Below are 21,841 nucleotides of genomic sequence, written 5' to 3'. Positions count from 1 at the left end.
CGCGGCCCTCAGGCGAGGGCCGCCTTGCTCCCTAGCGCTTGAACGACGGCACCACCTCGTCCGGAATGGGGCACACATAGGGCTGCCCGCGTCGCGCGTCCAGCAGTTCCTGCTTGGCGCGCGCCAAGGCTTCCGGCTTTACCAGCAGATCAGCCGCCGTCGCCGCAATGATCTTGGCGGCGTGCACCATTCCCTTGTGCGCCATCGACATCTTGCCCTGCGCCACCATCTGCCAGGAATGAAACGGCGTGCCATAGGCGTAGCAGGCGCCCCAGCATTGCGCCGTGGGCGTCACCCAACTGACATCGCCCACGTCCGTCGAGCCATAAGTGATCTCGGTCTTGGCCGGGTCAAACGGCGCCACGCCCGCGAACAGCGGCGTGGGATTGCGCAGTACCGCGCCCAGGTTCTTGCCGGCGTTGTCGATGTCGTCTTCCGTGATCGAATCCCACATCCGGCGCGCCACCTGTTCTTCTCCTGGGGTATAGGCCGGGCCTTGCAGCGCCTGCATGTTGGCGTACATGATTTCGTTCAGCACACGGTTCGGCATGTAGTTCGAACACGCCTTGTCGAACACGATGTCCAGCTCGCAGCCGGTCATCAGCGCCGCGCCCCGCGCTACGTTCTTGACCCGTTCATACAGTTCGGCAGCCTGCGAATTGATGGGCGCGCGCACCAGGTACAGCACCTCGGCGCGGGCCTGCACCACATTGGGCGAAATGCCGCCGCTGTTGGTCACGGCGTAATGCACGCGCGCGTCCGGCACCATGTGCTCGCGCAGGTAGTTCACGCCCACATTCATCAGTTCCACGGCATCAAGGGCGCTGCGGCCCAGATGCGGTGAATTCGCGGCGTGGGCCGCGATGCCGCGGAAACGGAAGTAGGCCTGGATGTTCGCCAGCGTGGACTGGTGGAAGATGCCTGTGTGCGAAGCCGGGTGCCAGGTCAAGGCAGCATCAAGCTCATCAAAAAGGCCCTCGCGCGCCATGAAGGTCTTGCCCGACCCGCCCTCTTCCGCCGGACAGCCGTAGAAACGGATGGTGCCCGGCAACTGGTTGGCTTCCAGGAATTCCTTGACCGCCACGGCGGCAAAGTGCGCTGCCGTGCCCAACAAGTGGTGGCCGCAACCGTGGCCATTGCCGTTGGGCGTTTCCGGCGATGGCTGGCACGCAAAGGCGCCGCTTTCCTGGCTCAGGCCGGACAGCGCGTCGTACTCGCCCAGGATGCCGATGACGGGACCACCCTGGCCGGCCTCGGCCACGAACGCCGTGGGAATGCCGGCCGCGTCGCGGGTGATGCGAAAGCCGGCTTCTTCCAGCATCGCAATGTGCAATTCGGCTGACTTGTGTTCGTCGTAGCGTAGTTCAGCCAAGCTCCAGATGCGGTCGCTCAGTTCCGCATAACGCTCGCTGCGCGCGTCGATGAACGGCGCAAGTTTGTCGATGGCACCCATGATCTCTCCTCTGCTGGTTTCGGCAGTTTCGATCATTTTTCGATTGGAGGCGAGTCCGTTCAAGCCCCCCTTCGCCGAGGCAGCTCCGATCAGCTCAGCGCCTTGACGATGGCCTCGCGCGCCAATCCGATGAACTCGCTTTCCCCGGTTCGGGCCGGCAGCAAACGAAATTCCACAGAGGGCAGCGCGGGCAAACCAGGCGCATGCAAACGTGCGATCCCGGGCGCCAGGGCGGATTCATTCAGGCAGGCCACGCCCAGCCCGGCCGACACCGCCAACTGCAATCCCGCCACCCCAGACGCCACGTGCGCCACCGTATAAGGCACGGCACGCCGCGCAAGCTGCCGTTCCACATACTGGCGCAATGCGCAGGTCTCCGGCAGCACCAGCAATGGCAAGGGAGCGTCGTCCGCCGGCGCGCCTGCGCCCTCGGCCGTCATCCACAGCAGCGGCTCGCGGCGCAACAGCGCGCCCTGCGCGCGGGCTCGCGGCGCACCGCGTTCCTGGATCGACATCGATATGCCCACGTCGATTTCACCGCGCTCGTAGGCGGCCTCGATGGCGCCGCTTTTCATGATCGTCACGTGCAGCCGCACCTGCGGGTACTGCTCGTTCAAACGCCGCAGCATGCGCGCCACGTCGCCCGGCCGAAAGTAATCCGTAATGAACAGCCGCAGCTCGCCGCGCAGCGCCACGCCACGCAGATCCCGGTAGGCCTCGTCGCTCAAGGCCAGGATGGCGCGCGCATGTTGCAGCAGGCGTTCGCCCGCGGGTGTGGCCGCCACCCCCGTTTTTCCACGCACCAGCAGGGCTTGGCCGGCGCGCTCTTCCAGTTTGCGCATCTGTTCGCTGACCGACGATTGCGACAGGAAAACCTTCGGCGCCGCCGCCGTCAGGCTGCCCGCGTCCAGCACGGCGACCAAGGTGCGCAACTGGTCCAGATCAAAACCCGACATGGCTCTATCCAATGGATTACTCGATGGATGAAATCGTAATTTCCCGCTTTTCCGATGTCAAACGGCTTTCTACACTGGCCTTGTACCCCTCACAAACCGGAGTCCTGTCATGCCCCATATCGTCGTACATCTTTCTGGCCAATCCGATCCCGCCATCAATCGCCGCGTTGTTGAATCCGTGGCGGGGCTGACGCAGTCCGTGCTGGGCAAGAAGCTGCCGGTCATCGCGATTACCTTGCAGCACATCCCGCACGACCTCTGGTTCATTGGCGGCACGCCGCTCTCCGAGCAGGGCAAGAACGCTTTTCACCTGGACATCAGCGTCACGGACGAAACGAACACCAAGGCCGAGAAAGCGCGCTTCATCAAAGAGATTTATGCGGCATTCCAAGGGATTCTGGGCGAACTGCATGAATGCTCTTACGTGCATGTGATCGACGCGCGCGCGGCCGCATATGGGTATGGTGGCTCTACCCAGGAATACCGGCATCAGCAAAGCGGACTCTAAGAAAAGCGGGCTATAAGACGGCCCGCGCATCGTGCAAAAAAAAGCCGCGCACCCGAAGGTGCGCGGCTTGTCTTATGCGAAGGCCACAGCGGGTGTGGCCGTCGTGCCCGCTTAGGCCGAGGCTTCGCGCGCGGCGCGCTTGCGTTCGTTTTCCAGCAGGTGACGCTTGCGCAGACGGATCGACTTCGGCGTGATTTCCACGAGTTCGTCGTCGTCGATGAATTCAACGGCGTATTCCAGCGACATCTGGATCGGCGGAACCAGGCGCACGGCTTCGTCGGTACCCGAGGCGCGCACGTTCGTCAGTTGCTTGCCCTTGATCGGGTTCACAACCAGGTCGTTGTCGCGGCTGTGAATGCCGATGATCATGCCTTCGTACAGCGCATCGCCCGGGCTCACGAACATGCGGCCGCGATCCTGCAGCTTCCACAGTGCGTAGGCCACGGCGTCGCCTTGGTCCTGGCTGATCAGCACGCCGTTACGGCGCTCACCAATCGCGCCTTCCTTGACCGGGGCGTATTCGTGGAAGATGTGGCTCATCAAGCCCGTGCCGCGCGTCAGCGTCAGGAACTCGTTCTGGAAGCCGATCAGGCCACGGGCCGGGATCAGGTATTCCAGGCGCGTACGGCCACGGCCGTCCGGCTGCATGTCCTGCAGGTCGCCCTTGCGGCGGCCCAGCTCTTCCATCACGCCACCTTGGTGAGCGTCTTCAACGTCGATGGTCAGCGATTCAAACGGCTCGCACTTCACGCCGTCGACTTCCTTGAACACCACGCGCGGACGCGACACGGCCAGCTCGTAGCCTTCGCGGCGCATCGTTTCCAGCAGAATCGTCAGGTGCAGTTCGCCACGGCCCGACACTTCGAACACGGTGTCGTCGCCCGTGTCGCGCACACGCAGCGCCACGTTGGACTTCAGCTCGCGATCCAGGCGGTCACGCACTTGGCGGCTGGTCACGAACTTGCCTTCACGGCCGGCCAGCGGCGACGTGTTCACCATGAAGTTCATGGTCAGCGTCGGCTCGTCGATGCGCAGCATCGGCAGGGCTTCCTGCGTAAGCACGTCGGTCACGGTGCAGCCAATGCCCAGCTCTTCGATGCCGTTGATCAGCACGATGTCGCCGGCTTCGGCTTCTTCCACCACGACACGCTCCAGGCCATGGAACTTCTGGACCTGGTTGATGCGGCCCTTGCCGCCCTGGCCGTCGGGACCGAACTTGTAAGCCACTTCCATGCCGGGGCGCATGCGGCCACGGTTGATGCGGCCCACGCCGATCTTGCCGACGTAGCTGTTGTAGTCCAGCGAGATGATCTGCATCTGCAGCGGGCCGTTGGGGTCATCTTCACGCTGCGGCACGTGTTGCAGAATGGCTTCGAACAACGGGCGCATGTTGCCTTCGCGCACGTCCGGGGTCAGGCCGGCGTAGCCCGACAGGCCCGAGGCGTAAACCACCGGGAAGTCCAGCTGTTCTTCGGTCGCGCCCAGCTTGTCGAACAAGTCGAACGTGGCGTTGATGACGAAGTCGGTGCGGGCGCCGGGGCGGTCAACCTTGTTGACGACCACGATCGGCTTCAGGCCCAGGGCCAGTGCCTTGCGCGTCACGAAAATGGTCTGCGGCATCGGGCCTTCAACGGCGTCAACCAGCAGCAGCACGCCGTCAACCATCGACAGCACGCGCTCGACTTCACCACCGAAGTCGGCGTGACCCGGGGTGTCGACGATGTTGATGTGCGTGCCTTCGTATTCAACGGCACAGTTCTTGGCCAGAATCGTGATGCCGCGTTCTTTTTCCAGATCGTTCGAGTCCATGACCCGTTCGGTCAGCGCCTGGTTTTCGCGGAAGGTGCCGGATTGGCGCAGCAGCTGGTCGACCAGGGTTGTTTTACCGTGGTCCACGTGGGCGATGATGGCGACGTTGCGCAAGGCGCGAGTCATAGCGAGTCCTTTAAGGTCAGGGTGGAGGGCAGCAAGCCCTCCGGCAATTCGTTCAGTGCAAGCAATGCCTGCTTCGGGTCTGGCATGGCCTGCAAGGCTTCCAGCTCAACGGCGCGTTCCAGAGAAAAAGGCCCGACGTGCGTGCGCCGCAGCGCCGTCAGGTGGGCGTAACAGCCCAGCACGCGCCCGATGTCCTGGGCCAGTGTTCGGATGTATGTGCCTTTACTACAAGCCACATCGATCTCTGCCTGCGTTCCCGACAGGGACAACAGCTCGATGCGGTGAATCGTGATTTGGCGCGGGGCCCGTTCCAGCTCGATGCCGGCGCGGGCGTACTCGTACAACGGCTTGCCGTCGCGCTTGAGCGCGGAGTACATCGGCGGAATCTGCTCGATCGTGCCCGAGAAACGTGACAGCGCGTCGCGCAGCGCTTGCTCGTCAACGGTAAAGCCCGGTTCGGCGGTGGACACGACATTGCCGGTCAGGTCGCCAGAATCGGTTTCGCTGCCAAATTGCAGCGTAGCGCGATATGCCTTGTCGGCGTTAAGCATCGCGCCGGAAATCTTGGTTGCGCGTCCCATGCAGCACACCAGCAAGCCGGTGGCGAAGGGATCCAGCGTGCCCGTATGACCGGCTTTCGCCGCGTCCATGGAACGCTTGGCGCGTTGCAAGGCGTGGTTGCTCGACAAACCTACGGGTTTGTCGAGCAACAGCACACCGTCGAGCAAAAGCCCGCGTCGTTTAGCCATCGTCGGAATCCGGTTGAAAAAGCAGTGACGACAGCCCGATCAGGACTGGTCTTCAGGTTCGTCAGGCACGCCCGAGTGGGGGCCGGGCCGATTTGCGCGGTCGATGAGGATCGACATTTCGATGCCACGGGCGATTTGCTCGTCGTGGAAGAAGCGCAAAGTGGGGACAGTGTGTATGTGCAGCAGCTTGTAAAGCTGGGAATGCAGCCAACCGGCTTTTTCGTTCAGCAAGGCGGTGGCGGCTTCGGGCTCGGCGCCCAAAACCGTGAACCACACCTTGGCATGCGCGTAGTCGGTCGACAATTCCACACCGGAGAGCGTGATCAGCCCAGCGCGAGACATATCGATTTCGCGCTGAATGATCTCCGCCAGATCCTTTTGGATCTGGTCGGCCAGTCGCAGATTGCGACCGGGGATGGCTTTGGACTTGTGACGGCTCATTAGCAATAATGCCTCGCGACGCTTTACAGCGTACGCGCGATTTCCTTGATTTCAAAGACTTCCAGCTGGTCACCCACCTGGATGTCGTTGTTGCCGCGCAGCGTAAGACCGCAATCGAAGCCAGATTTGACTTCCTTGACGTCGTCCTTGAAGCGGCGCAGCGATTCAAGATGCCCCGTCCAGGTAACCACGTTGTTGCGCAGCAGGCGTACCTGGGAATCGCGGCGGACGATGCCGTCAAGCACCATACAACCAGCGATGTTGCCAAGGCGCGAGATGCTGTAGACCTCACGGATCTCGACCAGGCCGATGATTTCTTCCTTCTTCTCGGGCGCCAACATGCCCGACATGGCCGCCTTAACTTCATCCACGGCGTCATAGATGATGTTGTAGTAGCGCACGTCGATGCCGTTGTTTTCGGCCAGCTTCTTGGCGCTTGCTTCCGCACGCACGTTGAAGCCGATCACGACCGCATTCGAGGCGATGGCCAGGTTGATGTCGGTTTCCGAGATGCCGCCGACAGCCGCGTGCACCACTTGCACACGAACTTCGTCGGTCGACAGCTTGACCAGCGACTGCACCAGCGCTTCTTGCGAACCTTGCACGTCGGTCTTGACGATAAGCGTGAGCGTTTGCGTGCCCTCGCCCAGGTTGTCGAACATCGATTCCAGCTTGGCGGCCTGTTGGCGCGCCAGCTTGACGTCGCGGAACTTGCCTTGGCGGAACAGCGCGATTTCGCGCGCCTTGCGCTCGTCGGACAGCGCCATCAGCTCGTCACCGGCAGCCGGCACTTCGGTCAGGCCTTGAATTTCAACCGGGATGGACGGGCCGGCCGATTGGATCGGCTTGCCGTTTTCGTCCAGCATGGCGCGCACGCGGCCAAAGCTTGCGCCGGCCAGCACCACGTCGCCGCGCTTGAGCGTACCGCTCTGCACCAGGATCGTCGCGACCGGGCCACGGCCCTTGTCCAGACGGGCTTCGATGACCAGGCCCTTGGCGGGCGCGTCTTCCGGCGCCTTCAGTTCCAGCACTTCGGCTTGCAGCAGCAAGTTTTCGAGCAGGTCGTCGATGCCTTCACCGGTCTTGGCCGACACGCCCACGAAGGGCACGTCGCCGCCGTATTCTTCCGGCACGACCTGTTCGGCAACCAATTCCTGCTTGACGCGTTCCGGGTTGGCCGACGGCTTGTCGATCTTGGTCACCGCCACGACCATGGGCACGCCCGCGGCCTTGGCATGGTGGATGGCTTCACGCGTTTGCGGCATCACGCCGTCGTCGGCGGCCACCACCAGAATCACGATGTCGGTCGCCTTGGCGCCGCGGGCACGCATGGCGGTAAACGCTTCGTGGCCCGGGGTGTCAAGGAAGGTCACCATGCCGCGTTCGGTTTGAACGTGGTAGGCGCCGATGTGCTGCGTAATGCCGCCGGCTTCGCCCGCGGCAACCTTGGCGCGGCGGATGTAATCCAGCAGCGAGGTCTTGCCGTGGTCAACGTGGCCCATGACGGTAACTACCGGAGCGCGCGGCAATTGCTCGGCTTCGGACACTGCCGTGGAATCGTCCAGGAACGCTTCCGGATCATCCAGCTTGGCGGCGATCGCCACGTGGCCCAGTTCTTCAACCACGATCATGGCCGTTTCCTGGTCCAGTACCTGGTTGATGGTGACCATCTGGCCCAGCTTCATCAGATGCTTGATGACTTCGGCGGCCTTCACGGACATCTTGTGAGCCAGATCGGCCACGCTGATGGTTTCCGGCACGTGCACTTCGCGAGCAATGAATTCTTGCGGTGCGGGCTCGTTGCGGCGGTCGTTCTGCTGGTTGCGACCACCACGGCCGCCGCCCTTGCCACCACCCTTGCCACCTGCACGCCAGCCGTCACGGCTGGCCGGGGCTGCGGGCTTGTCGGCCGGCTTCTTGCGCGAGGCGTCATCAGACCAGGTCGAAGCGACTTCGGCGGTCTTGATGGTCTTCTTCGTGCCAGGAGCGGCGGGCTTGGCGTCTTTCTTGGCGCCGGGCGTAGCACCCGGCTTGCCGGCCGGCTTGTGCAGCGTGCCCGAAATCGGAGCAGCGGCGGCGGCGGGCGCCTCCGGCTCGGGGGCACGCAACACCTTGCGCGGACGGTTCAGCATTTCGCGCAGCGCGGCGGCTTCGGCCTCGGCGGCACGGCGGGCCTCATCGCGGCCACCCGTCGTAGCGGAAGCGGCAAGCGGCGGGCCGGCGCGGCGGTTGTCGGCACGATTGCCCACCCGGACGGGGGGCGTGGCCGGCGCGGGCGCGGCGGACTGCACAGGTTCGGACTTCGCGGCAGGCTGCGCCTGGGCGATCGGCGCATTGGCCTGGGGGGAAGGTGTATCGGACTTATTGGCTAGCACAACGGGTTCCGGCTTGGCTTCTTCAGCCGTGGGCTCGGTGGATTCAGTCTTAACTTCGGGCTTGGCCTCTTCGGCCACGGGCTCGGCAGGAGCAGGCGCCGGCGTCGGTTCGGGTTCAGGCTGGGCCTGGACTTCGGCGGCTTGCGCCTCGACGGTGGCGGGCACTTCGGCCGCGACGGATTCAACAGGCGCGGGCGCTTCAACCGGCGCGGGCGCTTCTACAGCAACAGGCTCTTCCGCCTCGACGGGGGCCGGAGCCTCCGCTTGGACGGGCGTGGCTTCGCGGGGCTCGGCCACGGCAGGAGCCTCGGGTGCAGCCGGCGCGGACACCTGCTGCTCTTCTTCAACAGCAACTTCATCTTCGGCACGCGCGGACGCGGCCTGCTCCAGGGCAATTTCGGAGGGATCACGCTTGACGAACACGCGCTTCTTGCGCACTTCGACCTGAATCGTGCGCGAGCGGCCGGTGGCGTCAGCCTGCCGGATCTCGGACGTCTGGCGGCGCGTCAGGGTGATCTTCTTGCCTTCGGTCGCGCCATGGGCGCGGCGCAGCGATTCGAGCAATTTCGCCTTGTCGCTGTCGGTGACGGAATCGTCAACCGATTTGAGGTCAACACCAGCCGAGCGCAGCTGATCCAGCAGCACATTGGCAGGCATTTTCAGCTCGGTAGCGAACTGGGCGACGGTGTTACTCGACATTAGGCTCTCTCTTCCCTATATGCAGCAATTACAAACAACGTGAACTTGCGGTGGATGAATCCAGCACTACCCACCGCAGACCCGTGTCCTTATGGTTATTCTTCGTCGAACCAATGGGCACGGGCACGCATGATGAGGTCGCTGGCTTCCTGCTCGGTCAAGCCGGCGATTTCCGCCAGTTCGTCCGTTGCCAATTCGGCCAGATCATCTCGCGTATGCACTTGGCGCTCGGCCAGCTTGGCAGCCAGCTCTTGCGTCATGCCTTCAAGTTCAAGCAAATCCTGTGCGGTCTCAAGGCGCTCTTCCTGGGCAATTGCTTCAGTCAGCAGCGCATTGCGGGCACGGGCACGCAATTCATTGATGGTGTCTTCGTCAAACGCTTCGATTTCCAGCAGTTCCTGCATGGGTACGTAAGCGATTTCCTCGATACCGGTGAAACCTTCGTCGATCAGGATGTCGGCGACTTCCTCATCAACGTCCAACTTGCTCATGAACGTGGTGCGCAGACCCGAGCGCTCGACTTCCTGGCGGTTCAGGCTTTCTTCCGGCGTCATGATGTTGATCTGCCAGCCAGTCAGCTCGGACGCCAGGCGCACGTTCTGACCCTTGGCGCCAATGGCCTTGGGCAGGTTTTCCTCGTCGACGACGACGTCCATCGCATGCTTGTCTTCGTCAACGACGATCGATTCGACGTTGGCCGGCGCCAAGGCGCCAATGACAAACTGCGCGGGGTCTTCCGACCACAAGACGATGTCGACCTGTTCGCCGCCCAGCTCGTTGCGCACCGCGGTGACACGCGAACCACGCATGCCCACACACGTGCCGATCGGATCGATACGCTTATCGTATGCCACGACGGCGATCTTCGCACGCACACCCGCATCGCGAGCGGCGGCCTTGATTTCCAACAGGCCCTGCTCGATTTCCGGGACTTCGTTCTCGAACAACTGGCGAATGAACTCGGGCGAGGTGCGCGACAGAATCACTTGCTGGCCACGCGCGGCGTGGTCAACACGCAACACGAAGGCGCGGACGCGGTCGGCAACCCGGAGGTTTTCCTTCGGGATCATTTCGGAACGCGGCAGGCGCGCTTCGATCTTGCCCGTTTCCACGATGGCGTCGCCCTTGTCCATGCGCTTGATCGTGCCGGACACAATGGTTTCGCCACGGTCCAGGAAGTCGTTCAGCACCTGTTCGCGTTCGGCGTCACGGATCTTTTGCAGGATGGCCTGCTTGGCCGCCTGCGCGCCGATACGGCCGAATTCGATGGGCTCAAGCGGCTCTTCGATGTATTCGCCTTCCTGGATATCAGGAACGATTTCTTGCGCATCCGACAGCATTTCCTGCTTGTCGGGCTCTTGCAGGCCCGCTTCGTCGGGCACTACCAGCCAGCGGCGGAAGCCCTCGTGATCGCCGGTTTCCCTATCGATGGCGACACGAATGTCCGCATCATCCTTGAAGCGCTTTTTCATGGCCGAGGCCAGCGCGCTTTCCAGCGCACCGAACACGACGTCACGCGTGACGTTCTTTTCACGCGCCAAGGCATCGACCAACAGAAGAATTTCGCGACTCATCGCTTTTTGCCCTTGAAATCCAGAACGGGATCCAGTTTTGCACGTTCGATATCTTCGACCGTGAAATTCAACACCTGGACTTCGTTCTTTTTTGCCTCAAATTCGAGACCGAACACGGTCTTGTGCATGCCAGCATCGGCGTCCGAGGCAGCGGCGTCGTCTTCGGGCACGGTTAATGTGCCGGAGAAAACCTTACGTCCGTCTAATGCCTCACGTAGCTTGATCTCGATGCGCTCACCTGCAAAACGGCGGAATTCAGCCTCGTTGCGCAACGGGCGATCAATGCCCGGCGAACCGACTTCCAGCCGTTTGTAGTCAACGTTCTCGACCTCAAACACCCGCGACAATTGGCGGGAAACCTGTTCACAGTCTTCGATGCGCACACCGCCGACCCGATCGATCGTTACGCGCAAAAGGCCCAGGGCGGCACGCTCGACGTCCACGAGTTCGACATCCATGCCGGCCAGAGCCTCTTCGGTCAATGCGAATAAATCAGCCATATACTCAAAAAAAATGGGCTGCACGCCCAGCCCACCGATATTGCGCAGAGCCCAGCCGCTTCCCTACTACACGTAAGGAGCAATGCTGGGCAGCGCCCTATATTGCGACCTAATTTGATGCACCATGGGTTGTCCCAACCCTGCCAGCCCAAACCCAAGCCTTCAGGTCTGGCGACACTTGGCGCATATCCGATGCCAACTGCTATTGAACTGCGCTATGCATTGTCTTGCCTTGCCTTGCCTCGCGCGCCAACTTGATCATTGGCTGCCCGGCTAACTCAAGCTCGGGCATTTCTGCCCCGTTGCTTTAGCCGATTTTGCGCTGCGGTTTAGCCCTGCCCTCGCGGTTTAGCCCTGCGTTTTCACTCGCTCTTGCCAACTATCAGCCAGAGTCGGGACGCAAAAAGCAATGACGCGAAGCCATGAAAACCATTGATTTTACCAGATAAACAGGAAAAACGCCTGATTCATCTAGGGCTTACGCTTATACGGGACATATCGCGGCCAGCGGCGCGATCAACGCGCCACTGGCAGGCAAATCAGCGGCCTTGACGACCACGCCCGCCCATGACGCCCAAGCGGGATTCATGCGCCGACGCGCCGCGAGGTTGCCAATCGTCGCCACGCGGCGCCGACGAAGCAGCGCGCGGTGCACGCGGCTTGCCGCCCGCACCCGGGCCCTTATTGGCCGCCGGACCGCCCGCACTGCGCGGCCCTTCAGACTTGTTTCCACCACGGCCACCCGCAGCCGCGGGCTTGCCATTCCGACCACCGTTGCCGCCGCGCGCGCCTTGCGGCTTGCCGCCCGGCTTGCCACCGGAAGGCTTGCGGCCACCGCCCACCTGGCCTTCGGCCACGTTGCCGACAACGCCGGCATCTACCGACGCCACGTTGCCCGGCTGCCCACCCGCTGCCGCCGCACGCGGACCGCGCGGCCCCCGCGGCTTGCCGCCCATCTTGCCAGCAGGCTTGGCGCCCGGCTTACCGCCTGGCTTGCCATCGGGACGCCCGCCGCCCGCCGATGCCGAGCGACCACCGCCGGGCTTGCCGCCCTTGCGATTGCCACCAGGGCCTTCCGCGGCAAGCGGATGACCATTGGCATAGCCGCCGGCAATCATCAGGCCGGTACCGAAGGGGTCGGACGGACACGCCGCCGCTTGCCCCGCGCTGCCCAAGCGGCCGCCTTGCAGCTTGCCGCGACGGCCGATACGGGCGCCATTCATGCCATTGCGATCCATGGTGCCGAAGCCCGGGGGCAGCGCGCTGTCATGGGATTGGGGTTGCTTCGAACGGCGGCGGTTGCCACCCGATTCGTCGTCATCACGCAACAGCCCAAGCTGGACCATCAATGCGGTGACCAACGAGCCATCCAGCTCTTCCCAGCGACCACGACGCAAGCTGCGGGGCAGCACCACATCGCCGAAGCGGGTACGGATGAGTCGGCTGACGGTTACGCCAACCGCTTCGAACATGCGGCGCACTTCGCGATTGCGCCCTTCCTGCAAGGTGACGCGGTACCAGCGATTGCTGCCGTCGCCACCTAGATAATCCAGCGCGCCGAAAGCCGCCACACCATCTTCCAGCTCAATGCCGTCAACCAGCGACTGGCGTTGCGCCTCGTCCATCTCGCCCAGCACACGGACGGCGTATTCACGCTCGGTGCCGTAACGGGGGTGCATGATGCGGTTGGCCATGTCGCCCGACGTCGTGAAGATCAGCAGACCTTCCGTATTCAAGTCCAGGCGCCCCACCGACAACCACTTGCCCGTGCGCAGCTTGGGCAGGCGGGCGAACACGCTGGCGCGTCCAGCCGGATCGTCGTGGCTGACGATTTCGCCCGCGGGCTTGTGGTACAGAATCACGCGCGGGGGCTTCTTGGTATTGGTCCGCATGATGGGCTTGCCATTCACGCGAACCTGATCATTCGGCGCAACGCGCTGGCCAATATGAGCCGGCTCGCCGTTGACCGACACTCGGCCGGCCACAATCAGCTCTTCCATCTCGCGGCGCGAACCGATGCCCGCGTCCGCCAGTACCTTGTGCAGCTTGGGCATGACCGAATCGCTATTCAGGTACTTGCCCAGGCGCTGTTCCATGCGGTCAGCGTTGTCAAGATACGACAGCGCCTGCTCCGCCTCTTGCTCGCCACCGCGGGAGTCAGCGGACTCGACCGATGCGGCGGCGGCCGGTTGGCCATCTGCCGCCGGGGCCTGCTCTGCCGCGGCATCGCCACGACGGCGGCGGAAAGGCGTCCTTAGCTTGCGACCACGCCCACGCGCGCCGGCCTCGCCTTCAGGCGCCGATTCGCGCACGGGGGAGGAATCCGGCTGACCGTTGGAAACGGTGTCATCCGAACGGGGATTGTCGTCCTGCATTGCTGTATTCGTTGTCACTGGGACAGCTCCGAATTTCAAACTTGGGTAGGCCTGCCAGGGGCGGGCTCGTCATCATCAGGGGACGCCGAATCGTGGCCAGCTCCAGGCTGCGCCGGATCCACGTCATCCGAGGCCGAGGAAGCGGCATCGGTTTCGGGCCGAACAGGATCATCAAGGCCGAAATCGGGCTCATGCCCAGCCGCGCCAGGCGCTGCGTGATCGGTCTCGTCAATCGGGTCGGTCGGTTCCGCGTGTTTTGCGTTCTCGACACTTTCCTTTGCAGCACCGGCCTCAGTGGGGTCGGCGGCTATATCGGAAATGTCGTTGCCGGCTCTGTCGTCGGGAAAACCGGACAGGTTCGGCGTATTGGACAAGCCTTCGGCTTGCTCCCGGACGGTGGGTTCGTCGTCGGGATTCGCGCCTTCTTCTGTGCGCGAAACGACGGATTCTACGCTATCGACCGGGTCTATGGGTGCATCCTGTGCCGAAACTGACAATTCCGCAACTGGGATATCGTCATTTTCCGGCACTTGGTCCGCATTTTCGACGGCAAACTCACCCTGAGCTCCCTCGTCGCCATCGACGCCGAGCTCAGCCGAATCGCTTACCCCTTCGGAGGCAACCTCCGCGCCCGCCGATGCATCCACGGGCGTGGCGCCCTCGCCCGTCAATTGCTGCACCTCACCCAGATCCAAGCCCGCCAGCGCAGCGGCGGCATGGGCGGATTCCAGGGGCGGCAACTCATCCAGCGCTCGCAGGCCGAGATCGTCCAGGAAATGGCGCGTGGTCCCGAACAGAGCCGGACGGCCCGGCGCATCGCGGTGCCCGATCACCTCGATCCACCCTCTATCTTCCAGGGCTTTCACGATTTGCGACGACACGGTCACGCCGCGTATGTCTTCAATATCGCCCCGGGTTACGGGTTGACGCCAAGCCACAATGGCCAGCGTCTCCATGACGGCGCGTGAATACTTGGGCGGCTTTTCGGGACTAAGCCGCTCAAGATAGCGCTGCATATGCGGCCGGCTTTGAAAGCGCCACCCGCTCGCCAGTTGCACAAGTTCCAGGCCGCCATCGGCCCAGTTGGCTTGCAGCGTCTCCAACAACCCGCGTAGCTTGCTGTTGTCAAACTGCTCATCGTCCCCGAATAGCTTGCGCATATCGGACAGTTGCATCGGCTGCACCGCGCATAACAACGCGGTTTCCAGCACGAGTATTGCCTCGCTATCGTTCATCGACATTCAAATTCAAAAGGGCTAACTTGCACAAGGTGGAAAATAAGGTTAATATTCTTTTCTCAGACGCGGGGTGGAGCAGTCTGGCAGCTCGTCGGGCTCATAACCCGAAGGTCGTAGGTTCAAATCCTGCCCCCGCAACCAAATTGATCAAGGCCTGGCGAATGCGCCGGGCCTTTTTCATTTGCGCTGCAATTCATTTGCGCTGCAATTTTTGCGCGGGCGAAAGCGGACGCCATCAGACCCACATCAACGCCGGCCTGCCGGACCACCACGTATGGGGACCCGCGATAGACGACATTGATGAGCGTAGTGTTCACAAGGTTCCTGGGTTGATCGCCATGCGTGACAAGCACGCACCGAAGCAGGCGCGTCGGTCAAGATAGGCAATGTGCCTGCCGCTTCGTATTGCGGCAAACGCCTTAAGCAAATTCTGGAAAAGCTGGCATCAACGGCCAACAAGCCTGCGGGACCCGCCGGAAGCCGGCGCCATTGTCCTGCGGCAATCAGTATCAAGGACCCGGATCATCAGGCTTGGGGCCGGACATTGCGGCTAACCGCCCCGCCTTCCCCCACACTAAGACCCGCCTTGCCATGCTGCGGCCAGATCTCGGCCAGACTTACGATTCTTGGATATTTTCGAAGACTACATGCTAGCGGACATTGGCTTGAACCAAACCGTCCACACATTTCGGAAATTATACCGCCATAACCCGAGCCCTCAAGAACGGGAACCCGCATAACGGCGCACTACATTCAGGCGCCCGGCCGGTCCCAAGGTGCCGAACCCAGTCTCTCGACCAGGAAGTCCAGCATGGAACGCAGTATCAGCGGCATCTGCCGACGGGACGCGTAAACGCCATAAATACCGAGTTCCTGCGGTTTGCATTGCGGCAAAATCGCCTTTAACCGACCCGCTGCAATATATTCAGTTGCGCAATAAGTGGGCAGCATTGCAATACCCGCCCCTTCCAAGGCGGCGCTTAACAACACTGACGCTTCATTGGCGCTGATATTGCCACTCACCGGCACATCCACGGGCTGGCCGTCGCGCTCGAAACGCCACAGGCTTTTGCCAAAATAAGAGTGGGTCAGACAGTTTCGCAAAGACAGGTCTTCGATCCGCGCCGGCAGCCCTTCGCGAGATAGATATTCGGGCGATGCACACACCACCGACCGGCACACCGCCAGCTTGCGGGCAATCAGATTGGGATCCAGGTCGTTCGTGATGCGCACGGCCAAATCCACGCGCTCTTCGACCAAGTTGACCGCTCGCTCGACCAACATCAGGTCAACCGACGTGTCCGGGTGCAGCTTGACGTAGTCAGCCACCACCTTCGCAAGGTGGCGCGAACCAAAAGACATGCTGGTGGTGACCCGCAACAGCCCGCGCGGGGTGTCTTCGGGGGTGGAGACCGCGCTGCGCAGATCACCCACCATATCCAGCATTTGCCGGCAGCGCGGCAGCGTTTCCGCACCCGCGGGCGTAAGGCTCAAGCGGCGCGTCGTGCGATGCAGCAAGCGCACCCCGCCCCACTGCTCCATTTCCGCCAGATAGCGCGACACCATTGCGCGCGACATATCCAAATGAATTGCCGCTGCCGACAAGCTTCCCCGGTCAGCAACCTCCACGAACACCTGCATCGCCTTCAAACGATCCATGATTGTCTCGGTTCTTGCATCAGACCGTACCGGTTATACCGTATTTCCGTGCAACATCCGCGCCCAAATGGCGACATTTTGAGCACCGAGGCGTGTCACCAGATCAGGCTAAGCTCAACCCTGCAACTGCCCCAGCGCGGCACCCACCGCCCTGCGAACCTCATCAATATCCAGACCACGCACGATATAGACCAGGCTCGAGGCTCGGTCGTCGCTTGGCCATTGCGCCAGCATCCGCAAGGGATACAACTCGCCATGCACGCCGTGCACCTCACAAGGCAGCGTTTCGCCTTCGAAACAGACCAAGCCCTTCATTCGCAGAATGGCCTGGCCAAAGCGCTCCTGTATCAGGGAAACGCCTGCAAGGAACGCTGCCCGCCCCACCGGGACCGACAGAACCACTGAAAAACTACTCACGTCCGCATGCCGACCGGACGCGGGTCGCGAAAAAGCCTGCAACCAGTTCGACAACGCGACACCATCGCGCCGCATGCGCGTGTCCGGCCCCTCGCGCAGGACGCCAGCCAAGGGCGAGTCCTGACGCTGCACGCAGCGTTGCGCACCGGGATTGATCGCAACGACCGCCTGCTCGACTCGTCGCAATTGCGCGGCGTCCGCCAAGTCTGATTTGCTCAACACCACAATATCGGCCAGGGCCAATTGCCGCGCGGCCTCGGGCTGGGTCGCCAATTGCATTTCGCCGTGGCGAACATCCACCAGCACGATCGCGCCGCGATACACATAGCGCTCGGAGAGGAACCGGTCGTGCTTGAGCATGAAGAGCGTCGACGCAGGATCCGCCAGCCCGCTGGTTTCAATGATCACGTGGCGAAACGGCTTGATCCGGCGGCTGACCGCCAGCATGAAGAGCTCGCGCAGGGTGTCGACCACCGCGCCACTGACCACGCAGCACAGGCAGCCGCCTTCGATAAGCACGACATTGGCGGGCGCCAATCTGACCAGATGATGGTCCACACCAATGTCGCCATACTCGTTGACGACAACGACGGCATCCGAATAGGCGGGCTCGTGCAGCAAGCGGTTAAGCAGCGAGGTCTTGCCGCTACCCAGAAAACCGGAGAGCACTGTCACGCCGATGCGCCTGTCGTCTTTCTGTCCGCTCTCGTTCTGCTCGCCCTCTTTCAGCCCATCGTCTTCCATCACTCGCCCCGAAAGAACCAAAAAGAAGAGAAAAACAAAAAGGGCCACCCGCTTTCGCGAGTGGCCCTTCTGTTCGGCTTGGGTCAGTGAGCTTTGGCATTTCTATGGGCTGCAGCTTCCTGACCTTGAATTTCTTTTGGCTCCCCGAGCTGGGCTCGAACCAGCGACCTGCGGATTAACAGTCCGTCGCTCTACCGACTGAGCTATCGGGGATCTGCCAAGAACGCAATTATGACCTAAATTTTTAGCGCATGCAAACTGCGAATTTTTTGCTGATTTTTAAGCCGATCGTTTCCCATCGCCAAAAAACTCTGATATGATTTCGGTCTTTCCAGATCAGGCCCCATAAACAGGGCGAAAAACTGGGAAGAACAAAGATGTTTTGCTTAACCTTTGGCGCCGGTGAAATCCTGATTTCAGCACGCAAAAATTGAAGCAAATGGTCTTGCCGGCATAGCTCAGTTGGTAGAGCAGCGCATTCGTAATGCGAAGGTCGTAGGTTCGACTCCTATTGCCGGCACCAAATTCTAAAAGCCGCCCTCTCGGGCTGCTTTTTTCATTTCCGCGCCAGAACATTTCTTGCTCCCTGGCCAGCTTGGGAACTCCACCCACCCACCGCGCATCCAACTTGCTGGATTTCATTCAGCCAAGCGAAGACCACCATGCGCATCCTCCTCGTTGAAGACGACCTCATGATCGGTGAAAGCGTGCTGGATTGCCTGCGCGCGGAACACTATGCCGTTGATTGGGTCAGGGACGGCAACGCCGCCGAACTGGCGCTGCGCACCGATACGTATGACCTCATCCTGCTGGACCTGGGCCTGCCCAAGCGCGACGGCCTGGCCTTGCTGCGCGACCTGCGCACTCGCAAGGACCGCACGCCGGTGCTGATCGCCACGGCCCGTGATGCCGTCAGCGACCGTATTGCAGGGCTGGATGCCGGCGCGGATGACTACATCGTCAAACCCTACGATGTGGACGAGTTGCTGGCGCGCATGCGTGCCCTGATCCGCCGCAGTGCCGGCCGCGCCGAGCCCGTGTTCGAACATGACGGCATCACCATCGACCCTCAGGCGCACGCCGCGATGGTGGATGGCACGCCCGTGGCGCTGACGGCCCGCGAGTGGGCCGTGCTGGAACCCCTGATCTCGCGCCCCGGCATGATCTTTTCGCGCGCGCAACTGGAAGAAAAACTCTACAGCTGGAAGGACAGTGTCAGCAGCAACGCGGTTGAGGTTTATATTCATGGCCTGCGCAAAAAACTCGGTCCGGACTTGATTCAGAACGTCAGAGGCGTCGGCTATGTCATTCCCAAAGCATGAGCATCAGGCTTAGCGGTTCACTACGCGCCCGCCTGCTTTTCTTTCTACTGGCCGCCATCATGGTCGGCGCGCTGGCGCAGGGCGCGATCGCCTATCGCAGCACGCTGGCCCAGGCCGACGACATTTTCGATTCGCTGCTGCAACGCACCGCGCTGTCGCTGGGCACGGGCGACGGCCTGCTCAGCACCGGCCCCACGCAGAGCCGGGGCGCCGCACCCCCCATGGCCGATGACCTGATCATCCAGATATGGACTCCGGACGGCCTGCGCGTCTTCAATTCCCGTTCCCGCCGCCCCCTGCCCGACCAGATCGTGCTGGGCTTTTCCGATGCGCGAATGGAAGGCACCACATACCGCGTGTACGCGCTGGCCACCCCCTTCCAAGTGATTCAGGTGGCGCAAGACATGGCCGTGCGCAAGCACATGGCACGTGAACTCGCGCTGCGCACCATCGCCCCCATCGCGGCGGCGGCGCCGTTGCTGATGCTGATTGTGTGGTGCGTGGTCAGTTGGTCCCTGCGGCCGGTCAAGCGTGCCCGTGCGCAGGTGGCGGCACGCCAGCCCGAAGACCTGTCGCCCGTCAATGTACAAGGGCTGCCCGACGAGATCCGCCCCCTGATCCTGGAGTTGAACCTGCTGCTGGAGCGGATGCGCGGCGCCTTCGCGCAGCAGAAACAGTTTGTGGGTGACGCGGCGCACGAACTGCGCTCGCCGCTGGCCGCGCTACGGCTGCAGTTGCAGGCGCTGCAACGCGCGGGTGACCCGGAAACTCGGCAAGTGGCGGAACAGCGGCTGGCAGCGGGCATCGACCGCGCCACCCGGCTGGTCGAGCAATTGCTATCCATGGCCCGCCACGAGAGCGCTACCGAACAGACGCCGGCCGGCCCCGTGGACCTGGCCGACGTACTGCGCCAAGCCCTGTCCGAAACCTTGGCGCAGGCCAATGCCAAGTCCCTCGCCGTCGACCTGGAAGGTGCGCTTGACGCTCGCGTACAAGGCCACCACGACGCGCTGGTCTTGTTGGCCCGCAACCTGTTGGACAACGCCATCAAGCACTCACCTACCGGCGGACGCATCCGGCTGCGCCTGGAAACGTCGCCGGACAAAGCGGCGTTCATCATTGATGACGAAGGCCCCGGCATCCCGCCCGCCGAACGCGAACGCGTGTTTGACCGTTTCTATCGTGCCGAGGGCAATACGCAGCACGGCAGCGGACTGGGGTTGTCGATCGCACGCGCCATTGCCGACCAGCATGGCGCCGAGATTTTCCTTGACGATGCGCCCGGCGGCCAAGGGCTGCGCGCCCGCGTGGAATTTCCGCTTTCGCGTTGAGAACGACGAAATAGCGACGGGACCACGCGATTTAAGATTCCCCTAAGTGTCAGGCCCGAAGATAGCGCCATGTCCTCAAACATGAACGCAGGAGCCGACATGAAGACCTCGCAACTGAAACCCTCGCGCCTGATGCTGGCGCTGCTGGCCGCTGGCGCCATTGGCGGCGCTGGCGCAACCGCCGTGATGGGCGGCGTGTCGATGGCGGCCAACGCGCCGACCGCGATCGCTGCCCCGCAATCCATCAATACCTCCAGCCCGCCCAACTTCGCGCAGATTACCCGCGATTTTGGACCGGCCGTCGTCAACATCAGCGTCAGCGGCACCCGCAAGGTGTCGGCCAATGATGATGACCCCTTCGCCCAGTTCTTCGGCCAGATTCCTGGCGCGCGCGGCGGCATGCCGTCGCGTGAAGTGCCGATGCGCGGCGAAGGCTCGGGCTTCATCATCAGCAATGACGGCATCATCCTGACCAACGCGCACGTCGTGCAGGATGCCAAGGAAGTCACCGTCAAGCTGACCGACCGCCGCGAATACAAGGCGAAAGTGCTGGGCGCCGACCCCCAGACTGACGTGGCCGTGCTCAAGATCGACGCCAAGAACCTGCCGGTGGTCAAGGTGGGCGACGTCAATCAATTGCAGGTAGGTGAATGGGTGCTGGCCATCGGCTCGCCTTATGGTCTGGAGAACACCGCCACCGCGGGCATCGTCAGCGCCAAGGGCCGTTCGCTGCCCGACGACACCTCGGTGCCCTTCATCCAGACGGACGTGGCGGTCAACCCGGGCAACTCGGGTGGCCCGCTGTTCAACGACCGCGGCGAAGTCGTGGGCATCAATTCGCAGATCTACAGCCGCACCGGCGGCTTCCAGGGCCTGTCGTTCTCGATTCCCATCGACGTGGCCTACAAGATCAAGGACCAGATCCTGGAGCACGGCAAGGTGCAGCATGCGCGCCTGGGCGTGACGGTGCAGGAAGTAAATCAGGACCTGGCCAATTCGTTCAAGCTGGATTCGCCGTCCGGCGCGCTGGTGTCCAGCGTGGAGAAAGGCAGCGCCGCCGCCAAGGCCGGCTTGCAGCCCGGCGACGTGGTCAGGCAGATCAACGGCAAGACCATCGTGTCCTCTGGCGACCTGGCATCGATGATCACGTTGGCGTCGCCCGGCGAAAAGATCAAGCTGGACATCTGGCGCGCCGGCGCCCCGAAGGAACTCGTCGCCACGCTGGGCGGCATACCCAAGGACAAGACGCAGACGGCATCCGGCGATCAGGAAGTGCAACGCGGCCAACTGGGCTTGGCGCTGCGCCCCCTGAGCCCGCAGGAACAGCAGGCGTCAGGCACCGAAGGATTGCTGATCGAGCGCTCCGCCGGGCCGGCCGCCAAGGCGGGCATTGAACCGGGTGATGTGCTGCTGTCGCTCAATGGCGTGCCGGTGCACAACATCGGGCAAGTGAAGGAAGCGCTGTCCAAGGCAGGCAAGACCGTTGCCCTGCTGGTACAGCGCGGCGAAGACAAGATCTTCGTGCCGGTGCAGATCGGCTAAGCCTTCCTGCCGGCTTCCCGGGT

At 62.5% G+C, this 21,841-nt stretch carries 16 protein-coding genes and 3 tRNA genes; 6 read left to right on the top strand and 13 right to left on the bottom strand.

Annotation, left to right across the window (positions count from 1 at the left end):
- Positions 1–31: 31 nt before the first annotated feature.
- Entirely contained in the window at positions 32–1,453 is a 1,422-nt protein-coding gene (locus tag ACE04A_RS03280; protein ID WP_438860056.1) for a M20 family metallopeptidase, read from the bottom strand.
- Positions 1,454–1,542: 89 nt separating this feature from the next.
- The gene (locus ACE04A_RS03275; protein WP_485819856.1) at positions 1,543–2,409 is read right to left on the bottom strand and encodes a LysR family transcriptional regulator; all 867 of its coding nucleotides are present in this window, start codon (positions 2,407–2,409) and stop codon (positions 1,543–1,545) included.
- A 109-nt stretch (positions 2,410–2,518) separates the two neighbouring features.
- On the opposite strand from ACE04A_RS03275, the gene ACE04A_RS03270 reads away from it, so the two are divergent.
- Positions 2,519–2,917, top strand: a complete 399-nt coding sequence (locus tag ACE04A_RS03270) for a tautomerase family protein (protein WP_448718485.1) — start codon at positions 2,519–2,521, stop codon at positions 2,915–2,917.
- A 111-nt stretch (positions 2,918–3,028) separates the two neighbouring features.
- Here the strand turns inward: ACE04A_RS03270 and typA are convergent, their stop codons facing one another.
- The 8 genes from typA to scpB form a co-directional block, all read right to left on the bottom strand.
- Entirely contained in the window at positions 3,029–4,852 is a 1,824-nt protein-coding gene (typA, locus tag ACE04A_RS03265) for a translational GTPase TypA (protein WP_259251712.1), read from the bottom strand.
- Positions 4,849–5,601, bottom strand: coding sequence for a tRNA pseudouridine(55) synthase TruB (gene truB, locus ACE04A_RS03260; protein WP_050446074.1), 753 nt, complete (start codon positions 5,599–5,601; stop codon positions 4,849–4,851). The genes typA and truB overlap by 4 nt, the downstream gene beginning before the upstream one ends.
- Before the next feature lie 39 nt (positions 5,602–5,640).
- Positions 5,641–6,042 (bottom strand): 30S ribosome-binding factor RbfA, encoded by a 402-nt coding sequence (gene rbfA / locus ACE04A_RS03255; protein WP_006218273.1) that lies wholly within the window; start codon positions 6,040–6,042, stop codon positions 5,641–5,643.
- 23 nt (positions 6,043–6,065) lie between these two features.
- The gene (infB, locus tag ACE04A_RS03250; RefSeq protein WP_259251714.1) at positions 6,066–9,116 is read right to left on the bottom strand and encodes a translation initiation factor IF-2; all 3,051 of its coding nucleotides are present in this window, start codon (positions 9,114–9,116) and stop codon (positions 6,066–6,068) included.
- A gap of 95 nt (positions 9,117–9,211) precedes the next feature.
- Entirely contained in the window at positions 9,212–10,690 is a 1,479-nt protein-coding gene (nusA, locus tag ACE04A_RS03245) for a transcription termination factor NusA (protein ID WP_050447915.1), read from the bottom strand.
- Positions 10,687–11,190: a ribosome maturation factor RimP gene (rimP, locus tag ACE04A_RS03240; protein ID WP_259252639.1), complete on the bottom strand. Its 504-nt coding sequence runs from the start codon at positions 11,188–11,190 to the stop codon at positions 10,687–10,689. The genes nusA and rimP overlap by 4 nt, the downstream gene beginning before the upstream one ends.
- Positions 11,191–11,729: 539 nt before the next feature.
- Positions 11,730–13,565, bottom strand: coding sequence for a 23S rRNA pseudouridine(2605) synthase RluB (rluB, locus tag ACE04A_RS03235; protein WP_448718487.1), 1,836 nt, complete (start codon positions 13,563–13,565; stop codon positions 11,730–11,732).
- Between the two features lie 35 nt (positions 13,566–13,600).
- The gene (scpB, locus tag ACE04A_RS03230) at positions 13,601–14,806 is read right to left on the bottom strand and encodes an SMC-Scp complex subunit ScpB (RefSeq protein ID WP_279996696.1); all 1,206 of its coding nucleotides are present in this window, start codon (positions 14,804–14,806) and stop codon (positions 13,601–13,603) included.
- Positions 14,807–14,867: 61 nt separating this feature from the next.
- Between scpB and ACE04A_RS03225 the strand changes: the two genes are divergently transcribed.
- Positions 14,868–14,944, top strand: a tRNA-Met gene (locus ACE04A_RS03225).
- 612 nt (positions 14,945–15,556) lie between these two features.
- On the opposite strand, the gene ACE04A_RS03220 is transcribed toward ACE04A_RS03225, so the two are convergent.
- The 3 genes from ACE04A_RS03220 to ACE04A_RS03210 form a co-directional block, all read right to left on the bottom strand.
- Positions 15,557–16,462, bottom strand: coding sequence for a LysR family transcriptional regulator (locus ACE04A_RS03220; protein WP_485819855.1), 906 nt, complete (start codon positions 16,460–16,462; stop codon positions 15,557–15,559).
- Positions 16,463–16,576: 114 nt separating this feature from the next.
- The gene (locus ACE04A_RS03215; protein WP_448718687.1) at positions 16,577–17,623 is read right to left on the bottom strand and encodes a CobW family GTP-binding protein; all 1,047 of its coding nucleotides are present in this window, start codon (positions 17,621–17,623) and stop codon (positions 16,577–16,579) included.
- Positions 17,624–17,760: 137 nt separating this feature from the next.
- A tRNA-Asn gene (locus ACE04A_RS03210) sits at positions 17,761–17,836 on the bottom strand.
- 234 nt (positions 17,837–18,070) lie between these two features.
- Here ACE04A_RS03210 and ACE04A_RS03205 point away from each other — a divergent pair.
- The 4 genes from ACE04A_RS03205 (at position 18,071) to ACE04A_RS03190 (ending at position 21,818) form a co-directional block, all read left to right on the top strand.
- Positions 18,071–18,146: transfer RNA gene (locus tag ACE04A_RS03205), tRNA-Thr, on the top strand.
- A 139-nt stretch (positions 18,147–18,285) separates the two neighbouring features.
- Positions 18,286–18,945 (top strand): response regulator, encoded by a 660-nt coding sequence (locus ACE04A_RS03200; RefSeq protein ID WP_259251719.1) that lies wholly within the window; start codon positions 18,286–18,288, stop codon positions 18,943–18,945.
- Positions 18,942–20,276 (top strand): ATP-binding protein, encoded by a 1,335-nt coding sequence (locus ACE04A_RS03195; protein WP_485819854.1) that lies wholly within the window; start codon positions 18,942–18,944, stop codon positions 20,274–20,276. Before ACE04A_RS03200 ends, ACE04A_RS03195 begins: the two co-directional genes overlap by 4 nt.
- 99 nt (positions 20,277–20,375) lie before the next feature.
- Complete coding sequence (locus ACE04A_RS03190) at positions 20,376–21,818, top strand: DegQ family serine endoprotease (protein WP_100857155.1); 1,443 nt, start codon at positions 20,376–20,378, stop codon at positions 21,816–21,818.
- The last annotated feature ends 23 nt before the right edge of the window (positions 21,819–21,841 follow it).

The sequence above is a fragment of the Achromobacter colocynthidis genome (assembly GCF_057334535.1).
Note: the sequence above shows the minus strand (reverse complement) of the source record. Positions and strands in the feature narration are given on the sequence as shown.